This window comes from Domibacillus mangrovi (assembly GCF_001906925.1).
GTDB classification, from domain to species: Bacteria; Bacillota; Bacilli; order Bacillales; family Domibacillaceae; genus Domibacillus; species Domibacillus mangrovi.
On the sequence record NZ_MRWQ01000004.1, the window covers coordinates 1 to 22,357 of the forward strand.

The 22,357-nt window shown below is 40.9% G+C and carries 20 protein-coding genes; 13 read left to right on the forward strand and 7 right to left on the reverse strand.

Annotated elements, in window-relative coordinates; translation table 11 throughout:
• Positions 1 to 149: 149 nt before the first annotated feature.
• The 7 genes from BLL40_RS03555 to dnaA form a co-directional block, all read right to left on the reverse strand.
• The gene (locus tag BLL40_RS03555) at positions 150 to 1,226 is read right to left on the reverse strand and encodes an HD-GYP domain-containing protein (protein WP_083566249.1); all 1,077 of its coding nucleotides are present in this window, start codon (positions 1,224 to 1,226) and stop codon (positions 150 to 152) included.
• A gap of 108 nt (positions 1,227 to 1,334) precedes the next feature.
• The gene (gene gyrA / locus BLL40_RS03560; protein WP_073710558.1) at positions 1,335 to 3,806 is read right to left on the reverse strand and encodes a DNA gyrase subunit A; all 2,472 of its coding nucleotides are present in this window, start codon (positions 3,804 to 3,806) and stop codon (positions 1,335 to 1,337) included.
• A gap of 200 nt (positions 3,807 to 4,006) precedes the next feature.
• Entirely contained in the window at positions 4,007 to 5,926 is a 1,920-nt protein-coding gene (gene gyrB / locus BLL40_RS03565; protein WP_073710823.1) for a DNA topoisomerase (ATP-hydrolyzing) subunit B, read from the reverse strand.
• Between the two features lie 38 nt (positions 5,927 to 5,964).
• The gene (gene recF / locus BLL40_RS03570) at positions 5,965 to 7,083 is read right to left on the reverse strand and encodes a DNA replication/repair protein RecF (protein ID WP_073710559.1); all 1,119 of its coding nucleotides are present in this window, start codon (positions 7,081 to 7,083) and stop codon (positions 5,965 to 5,967) included.
• Positions 7,084 to 7,109: 26 nt separating this feature from the next.
• On the reverse strand, positions 7,110 to 7,349 hold the full coding sequence (gene yaaA / locus BLL40_RS03575) for a S4 domain-containing protein YaaA (RefSeq protein ID WP_073710560.1): 240 nt from the start codon (positions 7,347 to 7,349) through the stop codon (positions 7,110 to 7,112).
• A gap of 107 nt (positions 7,350 to 7,456) precedes the next feature.
• Positions 7,457 to 8,593, reverse strand: a complete 1,137-nt coding sequence (dnaN, locus tag BLL40_RS03580) for a DNA polymerase III subunit beta (RefSeq protein ID WP_073710561.1) — start codon at positions 8,591 to 8,593, stop codon at positions 7,457 to 7,459.
• A 191-nt stretch (positions 8,594 to 8,784) separates the two neighbouring features.
• Entirely contained in the window at positions 8,785 to 10,134 is a 1,350-nt protein-coding gene (gene dnaA, locus BLL40_RS03585; RefSeq protein WP_073710562.1) for a chromosomal replication initiator protein DnaA, read from the reverse strand.
• Positions 10,135 to 10,994: 860 nt separating this feature from the next.
• Between dnaA and rpmH the strand changes: the two genes are divergently transcribed.
• The 13 genes from rpmH (at position 10,995) to rpsF (ending at position 22,336) form a co-directional block, all read left to right on the forward strand.
• On the forward strand, positions 10,995 to 11,129 hold the full coding sequence (gene rpmH, locus BLL40_RS03590; protein WP_073710563.1) for a 50S ribosomal protein L34: 135 nt from the start codon (positions 10,995 to 10,997) through the stop codon (positions 11,127 to 11,129).
• A 72-nt stretch (positions 11,130 to 11,201) separates the two neighbouring features.
• Positions 11,202 to 11,537 (forward strand): ribonuclease P protein component, encoded by a 336-nt coding sequence (gene rnpA / locus BLL40_RS03595; RefSeq protein WP_073710564.1) that lies wholly within the window; start codon positions 11,202 to 11,204, stop codon positions 11,535 to 11,537.
• Positions 11,538 to 11,594: 57 nt separating this feature from the next.
• Positions 11,595 to 12,344: a YidC family membrane integrase SpoIIIJ gene (gene spoIIIJ / locus BLL40_RS03600; RefSeq protein ID WP_073710565.1), complete on the forward strand. Its 750-nt coding sequence runs from the start codon at positions 11,595 to 11,597 to the stop codon at positions 12,342 to 12,344.
• Between the two features lie 216 nt (positions 12,345 to 12,560).
• Positions 12,561 to 13,946: a tRNA uridine-5-carboxymethylaminomethyl(34) synthesis GTPase MnmE gene (gene mnmE / locus BLL40_RS03605; protein WP_073710566.1), complete on the forward strand. Its 1,386-nt coding sequence runs from the start codon at positions 12,561 to 12,563 to the stop codon at positions 13,944 to 13,946.
• A 27-nt stretch (positions 13,947 to 13,973) separates the two neighbouring features.
• On the forward strand, positions 13,974 to 15,866 hold the full coding sequence (gene mnmG / locus BLL40_RS03610; RefSeq protein ID WP_073710567.1) for a tRNA uridine-5-carboxymethylaminomethyl(34) synthesis enzyme MnmG: 1,893 nt from the start codon (positions 13,974 to 13,976) through the stop codon (positions 15,864 to 15,866).
• A gap of 12 nt (positions 15,867 to 15,878) precedes the next feature.
• On the forward strand, positions 15,879 to 16,595 hold the full coding sequence (gene rsmG / locus BLL40_RS03615; protein WP_073710568.1) for a 16S rRNA (guanine(527)-N(7))-methyltransferase RsmG: 717 nt from the start codon (positions 15,879 to 15,881) through the stop codon (positions 16,593 to 16,595).
• A 63-nt stretch (positions 16,596 to 16,658) separates the two neighbouring features.
• Complete coding sequence (noc, locus tag BLL40_RS03620; RefSeq protein WP_073710569.1) at positions 16,659 to 17,501, forward strand: nucleoid occlusion protein; 843 nt, start codon at positions 16,659 to 16,661, stop codon at positions 17,499 to 17,501.
• Positions 17,502 to 17,638: 137 nt separating this feature from the next.
• Positions 17,639 to 18,400, forward strand: coding sequence for a ParA family protein (locus tag BLL40_RS03625; RefSeq protein WP_073710570.1), 762 nt, complete (start codon positions 17,639 to 17,641; stop codon positions 18,398 to 18,400).
• Entirely contained in the window at positions 18,393 to 19,241 is an 849-nt protein-coding gene (locus BLL40_RS03630; protein ID WP_073710571.1) for a ParB/RepB/Spo0J family partition protein, read from the forward strand. The genes BLL40_RS03625 and BLL40_RS03630 overlap by 8 nt, the downstream gene beginning before the upstream one ends.
• A gap of 125 nt (positions 19,242 to 19,366) precedes the next feature.
• Complete coding sequence (locus tag BLL40_RS03635; RefSeq protein ID WP_073710572.1) at positions 19,367 to 20,287, forward strand: mechanosensitive ion channel family protein; 921 nt, start codon at positions 19,367 to 19,369, stop codon at positions 20,285 to 20,287.
• Entirely contained in the window at positions 20,287 to 20,487 is a 201-nt protein-coding gene (locus BLL40_RS03640; protein ID WP_073710573.1) for a DUF951 domain-containing protein, read from the forward strand. Before BLL40_RS03635 ends, BLL40_RS03640 begins: the two co-directional genes overlap by 1 nt.
• Before the next feature lie 170 nt (positions 20,488 to 20,657).
• Positions 20,658 to 21,758, forward strand: a complete 1,101-nt coding sequence (gene ychF / locus BLL40_RS03645; RefSeq protein WP_073710574.1) for a redox-regulated ATPase YchF — start codon at positions 20,658 to 20,660, stop codon at positions 21,756 to 21,758.
• A 284-nt stretch (positions 21,759 to 22,042) separates the two neighbouring features.
• Entirely contained in the window at positions 22,043 to 22,336 is a 294-nt protein-coding gene (gene rpsF / locus BLL40_RS03650; protein ID WP_018395041.1) for a 30S ribosomal protein S6, read from the forward strand.
• Positions 22,337 to 22,357: the final 21 nt, after the last annotated feature.

Here is a 22,357-nt window from a genome sequence, read left to right on the forward strand (position 1 = left end):
CGTTGACGTTTTTATTGATTTTGTTCAGTTTTCAATGTTCAATTCATTCGTTTTTCCATCACCATTAGGCGACTTAAATAATATAACACGGTTAGATATATAGAGCAAGCTTTTTTGAAAATAAATTAATAAAACAGCCATTTTTATTTTCACAGCTGTTTTCCTATCACTTTTTCAATATGTAAATCTCTTCTTTTCACCATGTCAATGAGCTCTCCAGTAGATAATTGAATGAGGGGTCTCGTTTGATGCATTTGATGAACGAACAACACTTTTCCTTTATTGCCATCCGATAACTCAACTCTTGTCCCCGGTACTAAATTAGCTACAATTGAAAACAGCGCGTTCATAATAGGTAAATCGAATTTCCCGAATAAATCTTCTTGTATAAACTCAATCACTTTAAAAGCAGACTGTCTGTCTTGAAACACTCTGTCTGTTGTTAACGCATGATATGTATCAGCAAGCCCTACAATCTGTGCAATTGGATGTATTTCATTTCCCTTTACTCCCATTGGATATCCCGAGCCGTCTATGCGTTCATGATGTTGGTAAATAGCAAGTTTTACTTCAGGCTTTAACAGCCTTAACTCTTTCACCATACTGTAACTGAAAATTGGGTGGTTTTGAATATTTTTATATTCTTGCTCTGTCAGGGCAGTTTTCTTATTTAAAAGAGAATAATTAATTTTAGACATGCCGGAATCAGCGAGAACACCGGTTAAAGCTGCCTGTACAATCATTCCTTTTTTATAATTCATTTTTTGAGCGATCATTCCGCATAAAATCCCAAGCGCTGCTGTATGATGAAACAAATAATCTTCCTTTTTTGAAAAAGAAGAAATTCTATACAACTGCTCTGGATTTTCAAGTACATATGTTAGAAGTGGTAAAATGATCGTTCTTATCCTTGCAATTTCCACATTCATTCCTGATTGCCATTTGTGAAACTCTTCTTTTATTCCTTTAACCGTTTTATGGTACTGTTGCTCCAACATATCAACGGTTAAACTGAATTCATTTAGTGACGCAGCAGAATTAATAGACGAAAGAGGATTTTCTTCTGGAGGAACAACATCAACAAATTCAATGGAGAAGACTTTTAAAAATCGGATGTGCTGTTCAGTCAAAATAGTTCCTTTTAAAATGATCGGGTGAGCAGTGCTAGCGAGCACCGCTTCATTAACATGCCATCCCTGCTGCAGATCTTCTACTTTCACAAACATATACTTCACCCTTCTCCATTAAGTCTTTATACCTAATTATAATAAACATTGTACTTAATTGATAGACATAAAAAGCACAGGTATGTTGAAGTCCCTGTGCTTGATTCATTATTCTTCTATTTCTTCTATCTTTGTTTCGATCACTTCTTCGTCTTCTTTTTCCACTTTCGCTACAGTCGCAACCGTTTCATCATTTCCAAGACGAATGAGTTTGACCCCTTGCGTACTACGGCCAGTAATTGAAATACCGCCGATATCCATTCGGATCATGACTCCGCCCATTGTGATCAGCATGAGGTCCTCTTCACCTGTCACGGTTTTCACAGCAATCATCGAGCCGTTCTTTTCTGTAATATTGCACGTTTTTAACCCTTTACCACCACGTGTTTGAATACGATAATCAGATTCAGGTGTTAGTTTTCCGTATCCATTTTCAGTGACGATTAAAATATACTCATTTTCCTCAACAAGCTCCAGACCAACCGCATGATCGTCATCTGACAGTCTGATTCCCCTTACACCGGTGGACGTTCTCCCCATTGAGCGGACATTATCTTCTGGAAAGCGAATAAGCATTCCTTGCTTTGTTCCTATAACGATATGTTTTTGGCCGTCTGTTAGTCTAACTGATATGAGTTCATCATCTTCACGAATATTAAGCGCAATTAAACCGTTTGTACGAATATTGGCGTAATCCATAAGCGGCGTACGTTTCACAATTCCTTGCTTCGTCGCAAAAAACAAAAATGCATCTTCCGTAAGCTTCTCAACAAATAGCATCGAATTGACCCATTCATCCTGTTCGACACCGAGTAAGTTTACAAGTGGGATACCTTTTGCCGTTCGGCTATACTCTGGAATTTGATACCCTTTTAGACGATACACTTTCCCTTTGTTTGTGAAAAACAGAATCGTATCGTGTGTCGACGTTGTTAACAATTGCTCTACAAAATCATTTTCATTTGTACCCATCCCTTGAATACCACGCCCTCCCCGGCGCTGACTTCGGTACGTTGAAACAGGCAGGCGTTTAATATAGCCTTTATGCGTTAATGTGATGATAATTTTTTCAACTGGAATTAAATCTTCGTCCATTATATCGCCTGGTGCACCATCGGTAATTTCCGTGCGGCGCTTATCATTAAATCGCTCTTTCACTTCAGTCAATTCTTCGCGGATAATTTCCAGTATTTTTTCTTCATCTGCTAATATTGCTTTTAATTCGGTAATAATAGCTACTAAACTTTGATACTCTTCTTCAATTTTTTCGCGTTCGAGCCCTGTCAAGCGCTGAAGACGCATATCGAGAATAGCCTGTGCTTGCTTTTCTGACAAACCAAATTGTTCGATTAATCCTGCTCGTGCAAGATCAGCTGTCTGCGAACCGCGGATAAGTGAAATAATGCGATCAATATGGTCAAGTGCAATGCGGAGTCCCTCTAAAATGTGAGCACGCGCTTCTGCTTTATTTAATTCAAACTGTGTACGACGGCGAATAATCTCTTGCTGGTGGGCAAGATAATGCGTCAAACATTCTTTTAAGCTAAGTACTTTAGGATGACCATCTACGAGTGCCAGCATGTTAATACCAAAACTTGTTTGCATCGCCGTATATTTATACAAATTATTTAAAACGACACTTGCATTTGCATCTCGGCGTATTTCCATCACAATCCGCATGCCTTCACGGTCAGATTCATCACGAAGATCCGTAATGCCGTCAATTTTTTTATCGCGGACTAGTTCTGCAATCCGCTCGATTAATTTCGCTTTGTTCACTTGATATGGAATTTCATGAACAATGATTGTTTCTTTTCCATTTGCCTTTTCTTCAATATCAGTCCGCGCACGTAAAATAATAGAACCACGCCCTGTTTCATACGCGCGGCGAATACCGCTCCTACCCATTAAAATACCAGCCGTTGGGAAATCAGGACCTGGTATGTATTCCATTAATTCAAGTACGGTCAATTCCGGATTTTTACTGATTGCAAGAAGCGCATCGATTACTTCACCAAGCTGGTGTGGCGGAATATTAGTTGCCATCCCGACGGCTATACCAGATGCACCGTTCACAAGCAGATTTGGAAAACGCGCTGGCAAAACGATCGGTTCACGTTCAGAACCGTCATAGTTATCTTTGTAATCAATTGTATCTTTATTCAAATCACGTGTAATTTCCATCGCAATTTTTGACATACGTGCTTCTGTGTAACGCATAGCCGCCGCTGCATCCCCGTCGACAGACCCGAAGTTTCCGTGTCCGTCCACGAGCATATAGCGATAGTTAAAGTCTTGCGCCATGCGCACCATCGTTTCATAAACAGCCGAATCACCGTGTGGGTGATACTTACCAATAACATCTCCGACGATCCGTGCTGATTTTTTGTACGCTTTATCAGCGGTCATACCAAGGTCATTCATTGCATATAAAATGCGGCGATGCACAGGTTTCAAGCCGTCACGCACGTCTGGAAGCGCTCTGGAAACGATAACGCTCATCGCATAATCTAAAAATGAAGAACGCATTTCTTGACTTATATTAATCTCTTTTACATTCGAGCGTGGCGTATCAGCCATGTAAAAATCCTCCCTTTTAAAAAAGTGGGAGCGCCCGCATTAACGGGCGCCATTTTTAATTTATCCCGTATTAACAGACAGTAAGGCCCCACATACAAGAAAGATAAGCGGGGTTCAACTGGCCGTAAATGCCCTATCGTTTCGGACCTGGGTCACAAAGGTATTAAGACAGGATGTCGTGCTCTTAACCTTTGTTCTGTTTATATATCGAGGTTTTTAACATAACGTGCATTATCTTCAATAAATTGACGGCGCGGTTCCACTTTATCGCCCATTAAAATTTCAAACGTTTCATCCGCTTCCATTGCATCTTTTAATGTTACCTGAAGCAATGTACGCCACTCAGGATCCATTGTCGTTTCCCATAACTGGGTCGGATTCATTTCACCAAGACCTTTATATCGCTGCAATATCGGTTTGGTATTAGTAGGGAGTGACCCCATCACTTCGTTAAGCTCATGATCATTGTAAGCATAACGAATGTGCTTTCCTTGCTGCACTTTGTATAAAGGCGGTTGTGCAATATATACGTAACCTGCTTCAATTAATGGACGCATGTAACGGAAAAAGAAAGTTAAAAGCAGTGTTCGGATATGCGCACCGTCGACATCGGCATCCGTCATAATAACCAATTTATGATATCTCGCTTTTGATAGATCAAATTCTTCGCTAATTCCTGTACCGAGCGCTGTGATCATCGCGCGCACTTCATTATTTGACAGTATTTTATCAAGACGAGCTTTTTCAACGTTCAAGATCTTCCCACGCAGCGGTAATATCGCCTGAAAGTGACGATCACGGCCTTGTTTTGCGGATCCACCAGCGGAGTCACCTTCTACGATGTACAATTCACTGATTTTCGGGTCACGCGATGAACAGTCTGCAAGTTTCCCTGGAAGACTAGATATTTCAAGTGCGCTTTTACGCCTCGTTAATTCACGTGCTTTCTTCGCAGCTAAACGAGCGCGTGCCGCCATCGTGCCTTTTTCAACAATTTTACGCGCAGTATTCGGATTTTCAAGCATGAATGTTTCAAAACGACCTGCAAAAACAGAGTCCGTTACCGTACGTACTTCCGAGTTGCCTAGCTTCGTTTTTGTCTGCCCTTCAAATTGCGGATCTGGATGTTTGACCGAAACAATGGCTATTAGTCCTTCACGGACATCTTCACCAGATAAGTTTGTATCAATATCTTTCACTAAGCCATTTTTGCGGGCATAGTCATTCACAACACGTGTCAGTGCCGTTTTGAAGCCGACTTCATGTGTTCCGCCTTCATGCGTATTAATGTTGTTCGCAAATGAATAAATATTACCGACATAGCCGTCATTGTACTGAAAAGCTACTTCGACTTGAATGCCTTCCCGCTCACCTTCCATGAAGATTGCTTCTTCATGAAGCACTTCTTTCGAACGGTTTAAATGCTCCACATATGATTTAATTCCACCTTCGTAGTGGAACTCATTTTGTCTTCCTTCTTCACGTTTATCTTCCAATGTAATTTTAAGTCCACGATTTAAGTACGCTAGCTCACGCAAACGTTGTATAAGTATATCGTAGTCATATTCGAGTGTTTCGGTGAAAATTTCAGGATCTGGACTAAAATGAATATGCGTACCAGTAATGTCCGTCTCTCCAACCACTTTTAAGTCTTCTTGTGGAACGCCTTTCTTAAAAGCCATGTAATGAATTTTTTCATCGCGATGTACATATACCTCAAGGATCATTGATAGTGCGTTTACAACAGATGCTCCAACACCGTGAAGTCCACCTGATACTTTATAGCCACCGCCGCCGAATTTACCGCCTGCGTGCAGAACAGTTAAAATGACTTCAACAGCTGGACGGCCCATTTTTTCTTGATTATCAACTGGAATACCTCGTCCGTTATCTTTTACGGTTATGCTGTTATCTTTTTCAATGATGACGTTGATTTCTGTACAGAAGCCGGCAAGCGCTTCATCAATACTATTATCAACGATTTCCCAGACGAGGTGGTGAAGACCTCTTGCACTCGTCGAACCGATATACATACCCGGACGTTTTCTAACGGCTTCGAGTCCTTCAAGCACCTGTATTTGATTAGCGTCATAGGAAGGTGTCGTATTTTGTTGGTCCATTGTCAAATCCAGTCACCTTCTCCTTCAATAAATTAAAATTACTTTATTTGTGTAATCGCTCCGTCTGTCACATTGTAAGCGGAAGCGGCGTTTAATGTAGCATGCTCAATGCCATCCGTATTCGTCGTCGTCACAAATGTCTGTACTTTTCCATGAATCGTATTAAGCAAATGCGACTGACGGTAATCATCGAGTTCAGATAACACATCGTCAAGCAATAAAATGGGATATTCACCAATTTCCGATTGTATTAATTCAATTTCAGCAAGCTTGATAGCAAGCGCTGTCGTACGCTGCTGCCCTTGTGAGCCGAATGTTTGAATGTTTTTCTCGTTCACATAAAAAAGAAGATCGTCTCGATGCGGTCCAGTCAATGTTACCCCACGATCCACCTCTTTTATGCGTCCTTTTTGAAACAAATCTTCAAGAATGGACTGCATCTGTTCATCACTTTGCTCCTGTAAGACCCCTGCAGCCGGTTCATATAAAATAGTAAGTGACTCAATACCACGTGAAATGCCTGAGTGAAGCGGTCCCGCCCATTTTTGAAGCATGCAAATAAATTCAAATCGCTTCTTCATCACTTTTACAGCTAGTTCAATCAGCTGTTCTGTAAGTACATCAAGCATTGTATAATCAGACGCTCGTTTCGTCTGGAGCTGCTTTAAATAATAATTCCGCTGCTGTAGCACTTTATGATAAAGGCTTAAATCATGTAAATAAACAGGCGATACCTGTCCGATTTCCATATCAATAAAACGTCTTCTTACCTGTGGACTGCCTTTCACAAGCGTCAAGTCTTCTGGCGCAAACATAACGACGTTCATATTACCGATATACTGGCTCAAGCGCGTCTGTTCAAGATGATTCACTTTTGCTTTCTTTCCTTTTTTTGAAATGATTAGCTCAAGCGGGAGCGACTGGTGTTTTTTTTTCACTCGCCCTTTTATTTTAGCATACTCCGCTTCCCAGCGAATTAAATCTTTATCATTCGACGTCCGATGCGACTTAGCCATCGCTAGCACGTAAATAGATTCGATCACATTTGTTTTCCCTTGTGCATTTTCACCGATGATGACATTAACAGTATCATCAAATTCAATGAGCATCGATTCGTAATTACGATATTGTTCCAGAGCCAGTTGTTCAATGTGCATCTGTGCATAACACCCTTCGCTAACAGTTAATCGATCTCTTCCTCTGATCCAAATACCACTTCATACACGCCGTCCCCTGGAATTTCCACCCGGTCTCCCTCCCGCAGTTTCCGTCCTCTACGGTTATCTTCTTCGCCATTTATATACACATCATGTTCACTTAAAAACCATTTTGCCATGCCGCCCGTTTGAATCACGCCGGCGAGCTTCAAAAATTGACCGAGCGTAATAAACTCCGTATCAATCCCTACTCTTTTTATTGTCATCTTTTCTATTCCTCCGTTCAAAAAGCCAATACTTTAATTTTACTAAATAATCGCCGCAAATACAAAAAAAAGCAGAGCCTTCATGCTCCGCTTTTCAATTGGATTTATCAATACGTACGAACAGGCAAAATTAATTGTAATGTAGAGTCATCATGAAGTGGCCGAATGATGAATGGACGCATTGCACCTGTAAACTGAACATCAATTTCGGTTCCTTCAAGAGCTTTCAGTGCATCCATCATATATTTCGCACTGAATGAAATTTTCAATTCTTCGCCCTCTATTGAAATACTGTTCACTTGTTCAGTTACCTTTCCAATTTCAGGAGAATTAGACGAAATTTCAATTGCTCCCTCTCCACTGCTGCTCATTTTCACAACGTTATTCCGCCCTTCACGCGCTAATAGTGAGGCACGATCTATAGCTTGTAAATATTCTTTCGTATTCAGTTCTATTTTCGTTTTGTACTCATCTGGAATAAGGCGGCTCGTATCCGGGTAATTACCCTCAAGCAAACGCGAGAAAAATAGTACATGTTTTGAACGGAAAAGCACTTGATTATCTGTCATAACAATTTCAACAGGCTCATTCGTATCATCTAAAATTTTGCTTAGTTCCGTTAAACTTTTTCCAGGAATGACAACATTATACTCGCCCTCTGGCAGCCCTCCTGCCGACGTTTTGCGCAAAGCAAGACGATGACTGTCTGTTGCTGTACAAATAAGTGTTCCATTTTCAATCTTCCAGTTGACACCTGTCAAAATTGGGCGTGTTTCAGATGTTGATACCGCAAAAACGGTTTGACGAATTAATGTTTTGACAAGATCGGCTGGCAATTTAAATACATTTTCATCATCGATTTGTGGCAAATGAGGATATTCATCTGCATCCTGTCCATTCAAACTGAATTCCGCATGCCCTGAACGAATGATAGTTTGGAATGATACAGTTGTTTCAAATTCGATTGTCGATGCAGGCAGTTTACGGACAATCTCACTAAAAAATCGCGCATTTAATACAATGCTACCTGTTTCTTCAACGATAGCAATCGATGTATCTCCTTCATCTTTTGGGATGAACGATTCAATCGAAATATCAGAATCACTTCCTGTTAATGTAATACCGTCATCGGAAGCATGAATCTTAATACCTGTCAAAATGGGAATTGTCGTCCTAGAACTGACAGCTTTTAATACATCTTGTACACCTTGAGCAAGGCGGTCTTTTTGAATGGAAAATTTCATGTGTATCCCTCCACAGTTATATTTGAATAATTGTTCAGTATGAAGCTAATTCTTTATTTATATATTAATAAAATAATAGTCGTAGTAGTAGGCCTTGTTGATTTGTGGATAACTGCATAAAAATGAAATAAATACAGTCTATCCACATGTGGACAGACTGTTGATAATCGCCCCTTCTTATTCACAAGTTATTAAGCTTTTAAAATGGAAATAATTTCTTTCACTTTATCTTGAAGCATAGGGTCTGTATCGAGCAATTTTGATATTTTCTCGTGTGCATGAATGACTGTTGTATGATCTCGTCCACCAAATTCTTCACCAATTTTAGGCAGTGAAAAATCTGTCAGTTCACGTGATAAATACATCGCGATTTGTCGTGGAAAGGCCACCATTTTTGTTCGTTTTTTTGCTTTGAAATCTTCTAGACGGATCTCGTATTGTTCGCCAACCACTCTTTGAATATCCGGAATTGTTACTAATTTTGGTCTTGCTCCTGGAATAATACTTTTCAATGCTTCTGCCGCTACACTTGCATTTACTTCTTTGCTGATCATTGAAGAATAGGCGACAACGCGGATAAGTGCTCCTTCGAGTTCACGAATGTTTGTATCAATTTGATTGGCGATATAAAGCATTACTTCGTTGGGCACATCCAAGTTTTCAGCGCGCGCCTTTTTGCGTAAAATGGCAATTCTTGTTTCTAAATCTGGCGGTGTAATATCTGTGATGAGTCCCCACTCAAAACGTGAGCGAAGCCGGTCTTCAAGCGTTGGAATTTCCTTTGGAGGCCGGTCGCTTGAAATGATGATTTGCTTGCTTTCTTCATGCAGCGTATTGAATGTATGGAAAAATTCCTCTTGTGTTTGTTCTTTCCCAGCTAAAAATTGAATATCATCAATAAGCAGCACGTCTACACCCCGATACTTATTTCGAAATTCTACTGCTTTATTGTCGCGGATTGAGTTAATAAATTCGTTTGTGAACTTTTCAGATGACAAATAAACGACTTTGGCACCAGGATTATGTTCAATCACATAATGGCCGATTGCATGCATTAAGTGTGTTTTTCCAAGTCCAACACCACCATAAATAAAGAGTGGATTATAAGCTTTTGCAGGTGCTTCTGCAACGGCTAGAGAAGCGGCATGGGCAAAACGGTTACCTGATCCGATAACGAACGTTTCAAATGTATATTTGGGATTCAGCATGCTTTGAATGGTATCCTGTCCATTGATTTTTTGATTTTTAGGTTCTGTTCTATGTTTTGGAGGTACGTATGCGTCGAAATCATGGACATCCGGAGAAATAAAGTAAACATCTAGCTTTTCCCCGGTTAAATCGCCGATGATATCGGACATAAGATGTGTGTAATGCCCTTCAAGCCAGTCCCTATTAAAAAAGTTGGGGGCAGCAACAACGATAGCATCCCCGTGAAGAGAATGAGCTGTTGTTGATTTTACCCATGTATCGTAGCTTGGTTTGCTTATTCTTGTTTGAATGCTCTCAAGTACTTTGTTCCAGAGATCATCAATGTTTTCCATTTGGCACCTTCTTTCTCGTTTCTAGTATATCTTGTTTAATGATTGTACAACTAAAATAGGAGTGGATTTATAATTATACATGACAATGATTGTGGGTAAATATATAATAGGATGAAAGTAGTTTTTCGACAAAATCCACAATCTGTAGATAAAGTTAAAAACAGCTTGTATATAGTTTTTCCACAAATTATCCACAAATGTGGATAATTTGTGGCTGTAAATATGTTATCCAGAGTGAAAACAAAATAATGATAGCAGAAATAATGAGTACTTGCAATGATTGGAATGGATTATCCACAGGTAGGGAAGTGATGTTTAAAACATTGTCCACAGGGTGAGGACTTGTGAAGAATGGAAGGGAGAAGCTGTGGATAATCAAAAGTACTGTCGAATACTGTCCACAATGCAAGACGATTCAACAAAGTATACATACTGCATAATTGCATTCCACAGAGAACGGACAGTAAAATAAAGTGAAACTTCATTCAGTGGGGGTTTAGGTTCACATGATGTGAATCATGCAGACGTTGTCACAGGACGTGACGATCTTAGTCTGCGTTCTGCCTATCCCCCCTGAATAAACAGGAACTCAGGTAAAGAGCACCGCGTCCTGCGGCAATACCTGAGTGACCGGCTTCAGCCGGCCCGAACCAATCGGGCTTTTACGGGCAGTTGATCCCCCACTTATCCTTCTTTTCTTTTCAAAGTCTTGAAGCCGGGGTCTTACTGCCCGTTAATGCGGGATAAAGTAGATCAAACCTGTTTTTAAAATTCAGTTGACAGGATGGACCTGCGTACTTATAATTGAAAAAGACTGTTTTGAAAATATGAATTTGAAAACCTCAGGGAGGTGTTTTAATATGAAAAGAACGTTCCAGCCTAACAGACGTAAAAGAAGCAAAGTACATGGTTTCCGCACACGTATGAGTTCTAAAAATGGCCGCCGCATTATCGCGAGCCGCCGTGCAAAAGGCAGAAAAGTACTATCTGCATAAGACCACTGACCATTTCAGTGGTCTTTTTTTCTAAAGTCATTGTGCGAATGAAAGAAGCAGCAGGTGATATAGATGAAAAAATCATTTCGAATAAAAAAAAATGACGATTTTCAAATGGTCTTCGGTAAAGGGAAATCGTTTGCGAATCGCCAGTTTATTGTGTATATGTATAAGAAAAAACAAAACGTACCATTCCGGATCGGCCTGTCAGTCAGTAAAAAAGTCGGTAACGCCGTTGTGCGCAATCGAATTAAGCGATACATAAGACAAAGTTTCACCGATCTAAAGACAGATGTTTTGCCAGGCTATGAGTTCATTATCATAGCGAGAAAACCGGCCGCGGATATGACGTGCAACGAAGTGAAAAGCAGTCTTATGCATGTGCTGAAACTAGCGAAAGCGCTGTAAGGAAAACAATTGAACAAGCAAAATAAAGAGTAAGCTAATGACAGGGGGCGTAACAGTTTGAATAAAAGAACGCTTTCAATCCTGATTCTAGCTCTTTTTTCTGTATTGCTTGCTGGCTGTACAGAAGTCAATCAGGAAATTACAGCGGATAGTGAAGGATTTTGGAATGAGTATATTATTTACCCGCTTTCACTATTTATTACAAAAACGGCAGAAGTAGTCGGGGGATATGGGTTAGCCATCGTCTTTGTAACGATCATCATCCGGATCATTATTTTGCCGCTCATGATCAAACAGACAAAAAGTGCTAAAGCGATGCAGCTGCTTCAGCCTGAAATGGCAAAGCTTAAAGAAAAATATAAGTCAAAAGATGCACAAACTCAGCAAAAACTGCAGCAGGAAACGATGGCATTGTTTCAAACACACGGTGTCAATCCAGTTGCGGGCTGTTTACCGCTCATCGTTCAGATGCCGATTATTATCGGTCTTTATCAGGCTATTATGAGAACAGGAGAAATTAAAAATCATACATTTCTCTGGTTCGATCTTGGTTCACCCGACATTATCTTATCAATTCTTGCAGGTGTCTTTACATTCTTCCAGCAAAAAATGATGATGGCTGGAACAGCGAATCAAAACCCGCAGATGGCAATGATGCTCTGGCTTATGCCGGTTATGATTATCGTTTTCGGAATTACACTCCCAGCCGCGCTTTCATTGTATTGGGTTGTCGGTAGTATTTTTATGATTATTCAAACGTTCATTATTAATGGACCGAACAAACCAAAAGACCCATCCATTACATAACAAAAAGACATTGTCTCTTTAGAGGCAATGTCTTTTTGTTATGTAGGAAAAGGGGTATTATTCCTTTTTTTTATTGGTTCTTTTTGGAGTTATCAACATGTGGATGAATTCCATCTTTTTTTCATCGTCTGGCTGTGGTATTCTATTTATTTAGGAAATGAAATTGAAGCCAATGGGCTATTATAGATAAAAAGTAAGCGGAGAGGGATGGATTGAATGGATTTTGATACAATTGCAGCGATTTCGACGCCGTCTGGTGAGGGAGCGATTGCAATCGTCCGTTTAAGTGGCGATGCGGCCATTGAAATTGCCGATAAGGTATTTCGTGCACCTGGAAATAAAATATTGTCCACAGTGCCGACTCATACAATTCATTATGGCCATTTAATTGATCCATCCACAGGGCATAATGCGGAAGAAGTGATGGTTTCTATAATGAAAGGACCGAAAACTTTTACACGTGAAGATGTCGTCGAAATCAATTGTCATGGAGGAATGACGGCAGTCAACCGTGTGCTACAAATTGTGTTGAATGAAGGAGCACGTCTAGCTGAACCGGGAGAATTTACAAAACGTGCTTTTTTAAACGGGCGGATTGATTTATCACAAGCTGAAGCGGTTATGGACCTGATTCGTGCGAAAACGGATAAAGCGATGAATGTTGCACTTAATCAAGTAGAAGGGCGCTTATCTAAGCTTATTCAAACATTGCGACAGGAAATTTTAGAAACACTTGCGCATGTAGAAGTGAACATTGATTACCCAGAATATGATGATGTGGAAGAAATGGCCCATGATGTACTTCTTGAGAAATCGCGGTTTGTTCAAATTGAAATTGAAAAACTTTTGAAGACAGCGGAACAGGGAAAAGTTTTACGTGAAGGATTGTCTACTGTTATTATAGGACGGCCAAATGTAGGGAAATCTTCTTTATTAAATGCCCTCGTTCAGGAAAATAAAGCGATTGTAACTGATATACCGGGTACGACACGTGATATCATTGAAGAATACGTAAACGTACGCGGTGTACCGCTTAAACTTGTTGATACAGCCGGTATTCGGGAAACGGAAGACATTGTTGAACAAATTGGTGTCGAACGCTCGCGTCAGGTGCTGGCAAAAGCAGATTTAATTTTATTCATGCTTAATTATTCAGATGAATTAACGGCTGAAGATGAAGCGTTATTTGAAGTGATCAACACGATGAATGCAATTGTCATTGTCAATAAAACAGATTTGCCGCCGAAACTTAATATGAACCGTGTGAAGGAATTAGCAGAGCATAAGAAGATACTGACAACATCACTGCTTGCAGAGCAAGGAATTGATGCGCTTGAAGAAGCGATTGCTGCATTATTTTTCTCGGGTACTGTCGGTGCGCAGGATATGACGTACGTGTCAAATTCGCGTCATATCGCTTTGTTGAAACAGGCCCATTCATCGATTACAGATGCCATTAATGGGGCAGAATCAGATGTGCCAATTGATATTATTCAAATTGATTTGACGAGAACGTGGGAATTGCTTGGTGAAATTATCGGTGAAAGTGTGCAGGACGGGTTAATCAATCAACTGTTTTCGCAATTTTGTCTTGGGAAATAAACGAGAAACAGGAAGGAAGAAATAGTTATGAAACAATATGCAGCGGGAGAGTATGATGTTATTGTCATTGGGGCTGGCCATGCGGGTGTAGAAGCGGGGCTAGCTTCAGCTCGTCTTGGCGCAAAAACGCTCATGATCACGCTCAATCTTGATATGATTGCGTACATGCCATGTAACCCGTCTATTGGCGGACCAGCCAAAGGCGTCGTCGTGCGGGAAATTGACGCACTCGGCGGCGAAATGGGCAAAAATATTGATAAAACGCATATTCAAATGCGTCTTTTGAATACGGGCAAAGGACCTGCTGTGCGTGCGCTGCGTGCGCAGGCAGATAAAGTGCTGTATCAGCAAGAAATGAAAAAAACAATTGAGACCGAACCAAATGTAAAGATCATTCAAGGGAAAGTAGAGACGTTGATCGTAGAAGATGGTGTGTGCCGCGGTGTCATCACACAAACGGGCGCCCGTTATGAAGCAAAAGCAGTTATCGTGACGACCGGTACGTTTTTGCGTGGTGAAATTATCATTGGTGAGTTGAAATATTCCAGTGGTCCGAACAATCAACAGCCTTCCATTCGCTTGTCTGAACATTTGCAGGAACTTGGATTTGAAATGAAGCGATTTAAAACAGGGACACCTCCGCGTATAAATAGCTTAACCATTGACTATTCAAAAACAGAAATCCAGCCAGGTGACGATGTGCCACGTGCATTCAGTTACGAAACAACTAAATTTATTACCGATCAAATGCCATGCTGGCTCACGTATACAAGCCCTGAAACGCATCGTATAATTAATGCAAATTTGCACCGTTCGCCGATGCACTCAGGAATGATTGACGGAACAGGCACGAAATACTGCCCATCGATTGAAGATAAAATTGTTCGTTTTAATGATAAGCCACGTCATCAAATTTTCCTTGAACCAGAAGGAAGAAATACGGAAGAAGTGTATGTACAGGGGATGTCATCAAGTCTTCCGGAAGAAGTGCAAATGGAAATGGTCCGAAGTGTTCCAGGTTTGGAAAAAGCAGAGATGATGCGTGCGGGCTATGCCATTGAATATGATGCGATCGTTCCGAATCAGCTCTGGCCAACGCTTGAAACGAAGCGTGTGAAACAGCTTTATACAGCTGGTCAAATTAATGGAACGTCTGGGTACGAAGAAGCAGCTGCGCAAGGTTTAATGGCGGGCATTAATGCAGGATGCAGCGTACTTGGTAAGGAGGAAGTTATTTTGAACCGTTCTGATGCATACATCGGTGTACTAATCGATGACCTTGTGACGAAAGGAACGACAGAACCGTACCGTTTGCTCACATCACGCGCGGAACACCGGCTCTTACTTCGTCACGACAATGCGGATTTGCGTTTGACGGAAATTGGATATAACACTGGCCTTATTTCAGAAGAACGGTATCGTCGTTTTATAGGGAAAAAAGAAGCGATTATAGCGGAACTTGAACGGTTAAAAGTGACAATGATTAAACCGAATGAATATACACAGACTATCATTCGTGAAGCGGGTGGAAGTGAGTTGAAAGACGGTATTCGCGCCGCAGACCTGCTTCGCCGCACTGAAATGACGTATGAACATATTAAGCTGCTCACACCACCGGAAGTTCCACTTAGTGCGGATGAAGAAGAGCAGATTGAAATCCAAGTAAAATATGAAGGCTATATTGAAAAATCGCTCCAGCAAGTAGAGCGTATGAAAAAAATGGAGAATAAAAAGATTCCAGCTGATATTGATTATGATGAAATTACAAATATCGCCAACGAAGCACGGACGAATTTAAAATTAGTGCGCCCGTTGTCTATTGCACAGGCTTCACGTATTTCAGGCGTCAATCCAGCTGACATTTCCATTTTGCTCGTCTATCTTGAACAAGGCCGTGTTGCACGGACGGGAAGCGAATAAGGAAGGTATTATATGAAAATCGATCAATTTCAATTAAAGCTCGCAGAAAAAGGGATTTCTCTATCAAACGAGCAGATGAATCAATTTCATCATTATTATGAACTGCTCATCGAGTGGAATGAAAAAATGAATTTAACAGCCATTACAGAGCGGGAAGATGTATATGTGAAGCATTTTTATGACTCATTGACTGCTGCGATGTATATCGATTTAACGAAACCGCTCCGCATCTGTGATGTCGGTGCAGGAGCTGGTTTTCCGAGCATTCCGTTAAAAATCGCATTTCCTCAGCTCAACGTGACGATTATTGATTCGCTTAATAAACGAATTACCTTTTTAAACAAACTTGCTTCGGAATTGAAGCTAGAAAATGTTCATTTTGTACATGGCCGAGCAGAAGAAATGGGACAAAATCCGGCACATCGCGCACAGTATGACATCGTTACAGCACGCGCGGTCGCTCGTATGTCCGTTTTAGCGGAGCTATGTCTTCCATTTGTGAAAAAGGGTGGTGCCTTTGTTGCGATGAAAGCCGCAAGCGCTGCTGATGAAATGGAGAATGCTTCAAAGGCGATTACCGTTCTTGGCGGGAAAACAGAAGACATTTTTTCATTTCGTCTTCCTATAGAAGACAGCGAGCGAACCATTATTGTGATCCGTAAAGAAAAAGAAACACCGAAAAAGTATCCGCGCAAACCGGGTACACCAAATAAAGCACCAATTGAATAATGCTAGCAGGAACAGAACGCGGCATGGCGAATACTATTTTGAGATGGAGAAGGTGGTGTAGTCATGAAGCGTTCTTTTTCCCGTATATTCGGAGAGAAAAGTGAGTCGTTGTCTGCTGTAGAAATAGTGCCAGCAGATGAGGTGAGGGAACTTGCTGTGGAGTCGATCGAACCAAATCGGTTTCAGCCGCGTGTTGTCTTTCAAGAAGAGAAAATTCATGAGCTTGCGTCAACGATTGCCGTACATGGTATTATTCAGCCGATTGTCGTTCGTCAGCTAGAAGAAGACCGCTATGAAATTATTGCAGGTGAAAGAAGATATAGAGCGGCAATGAGTCTCGGACATTCTGCTGTTCCAGTCATCATACGTTCGTTTACAGATGAACAAACAGCGTCTGCAGCTTTAATTGAAAATGTGCAACGTGAAGATTTATCGCCAATTGAAGAAGCAATTGCTTATAAAAAACTGCTCGATTTAAGCGAGATGACGCAGCAATCACTTGCAGCTGTGGTCGGAAAAAGTCAGTCGTTTATTGCGAATAAGCTTCGTCTGTTAAAGCTGCCGGAAGATGTACAGCAGGCAGTTGCTGAGAGACAGATTACAGAACGGCATGCACGCGCTTTACTACCACTCAAACAACCACAGATACAAAGTGATTTGCTGCAAATCATACAAGCAAAACAGTTGAATGTGAAGCAAACAGAAGACCGTGTTTTGAAAATAATCGAAAAAGAACAGCCGAAGCCGCGTAAAAAATCGGTCAGCCGTGATATTCGTATTGCGGTCAATACGATCCGGCAGTCGCTCTCGCTCGTCCAGCAGAGCGGTATTAATGTAGAGCAGTCGGAAGAGGAAAGCGATGAATTTTATCGGATTACGATTCAAATACCGAAAAAACCGAGATAATGGCGAATAAAAAGCCTTTTTTTGCTAATCATCTAGTCAAAAAACGGCTTTTTTCTTATGGAAAAAAGGCAAAATGGTAGTCGTTTTGTTAGAATAAGAAATAGATAACACCGACAGATGAAAGAAGGTGAATTCCATTGGGAAAAGTAATTGCAATCGCTAATCAAAAAGGCGGTGTAGGTAAAACAACAACATCCGTTAATCTAGGGGCTTCTCTCGCCTCATTGAACAAGAAAGTATTGCTTCTTGATATCGATCCCCAAGGCAATGCGACGAGTGGTGTTGGTATTGAAAAAACCCTTGTTGAACAGTGTATTTATGATGTACTTATCGACGATGTAGAACTGGTAGATGTCATAAAGCCGACAACAGCAGAAGGGATGTACTCCGTTCCTGCCACGATTTCGTTAGCCGGGGCAGAAATTGAACTCGTTTCTGCCCGTACACGTGAAAAGCGACTTAAAAAAGCGATTGAACCCCTTCGCGACAGCTTTGATTACATATTAATCGACTGCCCCCCATCGCTAGGATTATTAACTATAAACGCATTAACGGCAGCCGATTCGGTCTTAATACCTGTTCAATGTGAATATTACGCACTTGAAGGATTAAACCAGTTGTTAAACACTGTGAGTCTTGTTCAAAAGCATTTAAACAAGGATTTATATATTGAAGGTGTACTGCTCACGATGTTTGATGCACGGACAAATTTGAGCATTCAAGTTGTCGAAGAAGTGAAAAAGTATTTTCAGGATAAAGTATATCAAACTGTCATTCCACGCAATGTGCGCTTAAGTGAAGCCCCAAGTCATGGAAAGCCAGTTATGCTTTACGATGTCCGTTCACGCGGTGCAGAAGTGTATCTTGATTTCGCGAAAGAGGTGGCAGTACATGGCTAAAGGACTTGGAAAAGGTTTGGATGCGCTTTTTAAAGATTTAGGAACGGACAATGATAATAACGTTCAAGATATTTCTGTTAAAGACATCCGCCCGAATCCGCATCAGCCAAGGAAGTTTTTCAATGAAGAAGCAATTGAAGAACTAAAGCAGTCCATTCAATCACATGGTATCATGCAACCGATCATACTTCGAAAAAGTATTAAAGGCTATGAAATTGTCGCCGGTGAGCGTCGGTACCGTGCTGCAAAAGCTGCTGGCTTAGCAGAAGTACCGGCTATTGTGAAGGAATTGACGGAAGAGCAAATGATGGAACTCGCACTTATTGAAAACTTGCAACGTGAAGATTTAACGGTCATGGAAGAAGCAGTGGCTTATCAAATGCTTATCGATAAATTAAATTTTACACAGGCGGAGCTTGCTGCAAGGATCGGGAAAAGCCGTCCTCACATTGCGAACTATGTCCGTTTGCTTGGATTGCCAGCTGAAATTCAAGTTTATATTGCTGAAGGAAAGCTTTCGATGGGACATGCCCGCGCACTTCTAGGTGTGAAACAAAAGGATCAGCAAAATGAAATAGCACAAAAAGCGCTATATGAAGGCTGGACGGTGCGCCAAATGGAGAACTGGATTCGCCAACTAAACGAAAATGTTTCACGTGAAACAAAAACGGTGAAGAAAGATCTATTTATCATTGACCGGGAAGAAGCCCTGCGCGCACGTTTTGGTACACGGGTGCAAATCCATCAGTCAAAAAGTGGTGAAAAGGGAAAAATTGAAATTGAATATATGTCTATCGATGATTTAAACCGTATATTAGAAATATTGAACCAAGAGGAATAGAGTGTCTTGTCTTTGCCCTCATGTACGAAAAACAGACACATTTAAGATCAGGCGCATAGCTGTAAATAAGCGCCTGATCCTGTTAAAATAGTGACAAATTAAGAAGCAGAACAGGAGGGCTTGTTTTGGAAGAATCATCATTATCGACATACCAGCGTGCCCTCGAAAAATTATGGGCTAAATTTACGAATGAAGAGACATGGCTTGCGTTTGGTGAAGGAACGATTAAAATTGCGTTAACGATTCTCGCTGCCATGGTTATTGTGAAAGTTGGCAAACTTGCGGTCCGTAACTTTTTCGTGATACGTTCGAAAGCGCCGCTTACCTTCTCAGAACGACGCGAAAATACACTTTTGAAATTGACTGAAAATGTATTAGCATACGTAGTCTATTTTATTGCGCTTGTTAATGTACTGGCTATTTTATCGTTTGATGTGAAAGGATTAATTGCTGGTGCTGGTGTGCTTGGTTTAGCGATTGGTTTTGGTGCACAGAACTTGGTCCGTGACATCATCACCGGATTTTTTATTATTTTTGAAGATCAGTTTTCCGTCGGTGATTTTGTTCGCATTGGCCAGTTTGAAGGAACGGTTGAAGAAATCGGACTCCGCACAACGAAAATTAAAAACTGGACGGGTGAATTACATATTTTACCGAATGGAAGTATCGTTGAAGTGACGAATTTTTCGCTTCACAACAGTGTAGCCGTTGTTGATGTGAGCATTGCTTATGAAGAAAACATCGCGGAAGCTGAACAGGTTATTGGTGAACTTCTTGAAACGCTTCAAGCGAAATATACAGAGATCGTTTCAACACCGAAACTGTTAGGCATTCAAATGCTTGCTGCATCAGACGTAACACTCCGGATTACAGCGGAAACAACGCCGATGAATCATTATTATGTTGCCCGTATGATTCGGAAAGATATAAAATTATGCTTAGATGATCACGGTATTGAAATTCCGTATCCGCGTATGGTCATGTATTCAAAAACAGACGAACCGGAAATGGATCAGAAGAAGTCGAAAAGCGGGGGGACAGCTTGATGGAAGAGAAGCAATTTGAATTAAACAATGTTGTTGAAATGAAAAAACCCCATCCGTGCGGTACGAACCGGTGGAAAATTATCCGTCTCGGCATGGATATCCGCATTAAATGTGAAGGCTGCGGCCATAGTGTCATGCTACCGCGTCGTGAATTTGCAAAAAAAATGAAAAAAGTACTCGAACAGAGCAGCGGCGAATGAGCCGCTCTTTTTTTGTGAAATTGCCTTTTTCCCCCTCAGTCCATATAATAGGGAAAGGTTGAAAATATAATTTCGTTCGTAGGCCCGTAGGAAGCGGGTTACGAAGGCGTTTAGCAAGTTGTTGTGAATATGGGTATTTAATCCATTTAAGAAAATAAGGAGTGAATAATATGGCATTAACAGCAGGAATTGTTGGTCTTCCAAATGTTGGTAAATCAACTTTATTTAACGCGATTACAAAAGCAGGAGCAGAATCGGCGAACTATCCGTTCTGTACAATTGACCCGAACGTCGGCATTGTAGAAGTACCGGATGAGCGCCTCGCGAAATTGACAGAAATGGTAACGCCGAAAAAGACGGTCCCGACTGCCTTTGAATTTACTGATATTGCGGGCATCGTAAAAGGAGCCAGTAAAGGAGAAGGCCTTGGCAATAAATTTTTGTCTCACATTCGGGAAGTCGATGCAATCTGTCAGGTTGTCCGTTGTTTTGATGATGAAAATATTACACACGTATCTGGAAAGGTTGATCCAATTGACGACATCGAAGTCATTAACCTTGAATTAATTCTTGCTGACCTTGAATCTGTGGACAAACGTCTAGCGCGTGTAGTAAAACTGGCAAAGCAAAAAGACAAAGATGCAGTAGCAGAACATGACGTGCTCGTGATCATAAAAGAGGCACTTGAAGCGGACAAGCCTGCCCGCTCTATTGAATTCACAGACGATCAGCAAAAAATTGTAAAACAACTACATTTACTTACGTCGAAGCCAATGCTGTATGTAGCAAATGTAAGTGAAGAAGAAATTGCAGACCCATCTGGCAACGAGTATGTACAAAGGGTACGGAACTATGCAGAAAATGAAGGATCTGAACTCATCGTTATCTGTGCAAAAGTGGAAGAAGAAATTGCAGAGCTAGATGAAGATGAAAAAGCAATGTTTTTAGAGGAACTTGGCATTGAGCAATCAGGTCTTGATCAATTAATTAAAGCGGCGTATTCCTTGCTAGGTCTTGCTACATATTTTACAGCAGGTGTGCAGGAAGTAAGAGCATGGACGTTTCGCCACGGTATGAAAGCGCCCCAATGTGCAGGTATTATCCATACCGACTTCGAACGTGGATTCATTCGTGCTGAAACCGTTTCTTATGAAGATCTTGTGTCAAATGGTTCAATGACAGCAGCTAAGGAAGCGGGAAAAGTGCGTCTTGAAGGAAAAGAGTATGTGATGAAAGACGGAGACGTTGTTCATTTCCGCTTTAATGTATAAAAGAAGGTGTCTGTCTCGAAATTTAATTTTGAGGCAGACTTTTTTTGTAAGGAAGGTATGAGGTGTGAAAGGTATAAGTTATATGGTCTTGCTTGTTGCTTTTCTATTTATGATGGTGCCCCGTATAAACTGATGCCATGAATAACTTCTCATAAAATCAATTGTTAGATAATATTGCGTTGTTGAGAATTTTGTGTTATAATTTCAACTTGTGAGTAATGAAAACTTACTCCTTGCTCTTTGGGAATCAAAGGGCCGCATAGTCCACGAGGAGGTGAACGAAGATGAGAAAGTACGAATTCATGTACATTATCCGCCCAAACATTGAAGATGAAGCGAAAAAAGCGCTAGTTGAGCGTTTTGATGGTATCCTTACTTCTAATGGTGCGGAGATCATCGATTCAAAAGATTGGGGTAAACGCCGTTTAGCATACGAAATCAATGATTTCCGTGAAGGCTTCTACCAACTTATTCATGCTAAAGCTGAAAATGCAGCAGCAGTTGAAGAGTTTGACCGTCTTGCGAAAATCAGTGATGACATTATCCGTCATATCGTTGTTAAAGAAGAAGAAAAATAATCATAACGTAATAAATACACA

What these genes read in the sequence shown, in the direction of transcription:
- BLL40_RS03630 (WP_073710571.1), top strand. Translation starts at nt 18,393, where the DNA reads ATGGCTAAAGGACTTGGAAAAGGTTTGGATGCGCTTTTTAAAGATTTA.
- dnaN (WP_073710561.1), bottom strand. Translation starts at nt 8,593, where the DNA reads ATGAAATTTTCCATTCAAAAAGACCGCCTTGCTCAAGGTGTACAAGAT.
- rnpA (WP_073710564.1), top strand. Translation starts at nt 11,202, where the DNA reads ATGAAAAAATCATTTCGAATAAAAAAAAATGACGATTTTCAAATGGTC.
- rpmH (WP_073710563.1), top strand. Translation starts at nt 10,995, where the DNA reads ATGAAAAGAACGTTCCAGCCTAACAGACGTAAAAGAAGCAAAGTACAT.
- rpsF (WP_018395041.1), top strand. Translation starts at nt 22,043, where the DNA reads ATGAGAAAGTACGAATTCATGTACATTATCCGCCCAAACATTGAAGAT.
- gyrA (WP_073710558.1), bottom strand. Translation starts at nt 3,806, where the DNA reads ATGGCTGATACGCCACGCTCGAATGTAAAAGAGATTAATATAAGTCAA.
- dnaA (WP_073710562.1), bottom strand. Translation starts at nt 10,134, where the DNA reads ATGGAAAACATTGATGATCTCTGGAACAAAGTACTTGAGAGCATTCAA.
- mnmG (WP_073710567.1), top strand. Translation starts at nt 13,974, where the DNA reads ATGAAACAATATGCAGCGGGAGAGTATGATGTTATTGTCATTGGGGCT.
- yaaA (WP_073710560.1), bottom strand. Translation starts at nt 7,349, where the DNA reads ATGACAATAAAAAGAGTAGGGATTGATACGGAGTTTATTACGCTCGGT.
- gyrB (WP_073710823.1), bottom strand. Translation starts at nt 5,926, where the DNA reads ATGGACCAACAAAATACGACACCTTCCTATGACGCTAATCAAATACAG.
- rsmG (WP_073710568.1), top strand. Translation starts at nt 15,879, where the DNA reads ATGAAAATCGATCAATTTCAATTAAAGCTCGCAGAAAAAGGGATTTCT.
- mnmE (WP_073710566.1), top strand. Translation starts at nt 12,561, where the DNA reads ATGGATTTTGATACAATTGCAGCGATTTCGACGCCGTCTGGTGAGGGA.
- BLL40_RS03640 (WP_073710573.1), top strand. Translation starts at nt 20,287, where the DNA reads ATGGAAGAGAAGCAATTTGAATTAAACAATGTTGTTGAAATGAAAAAA.
- noc (WP_073710569.1), top strand. Translation starts at nt 16,659, where the DNA reads ATGAAGCGTTCTTTTTCCCGTATATTCGGAGAGAAAAGTGAGTCGTTG.
- BLL40_RS03555 (WP_083566249.1), bottom strand. Translation starts at nt 1,226, where the DNA reads ATGTTTGTGAAAGTAGAAGATCTGCAGCAGGGATGGCATGTTAATGAA.
- recF (WP_073710559.1), bottom strand. Translation starts at nt 7,083, where the DNA reads ATGCACATTGAACAACTGGCTCTGGAACAATATCGTAATTACGAATCG.
- ychF (WP_073710574.1), top strand. Translation starts at nt 20,658, where the DNA reads ATGGCATTAACAGCAGGAATTGTTGGTCTTCCAAATGTTGGTAAATCA.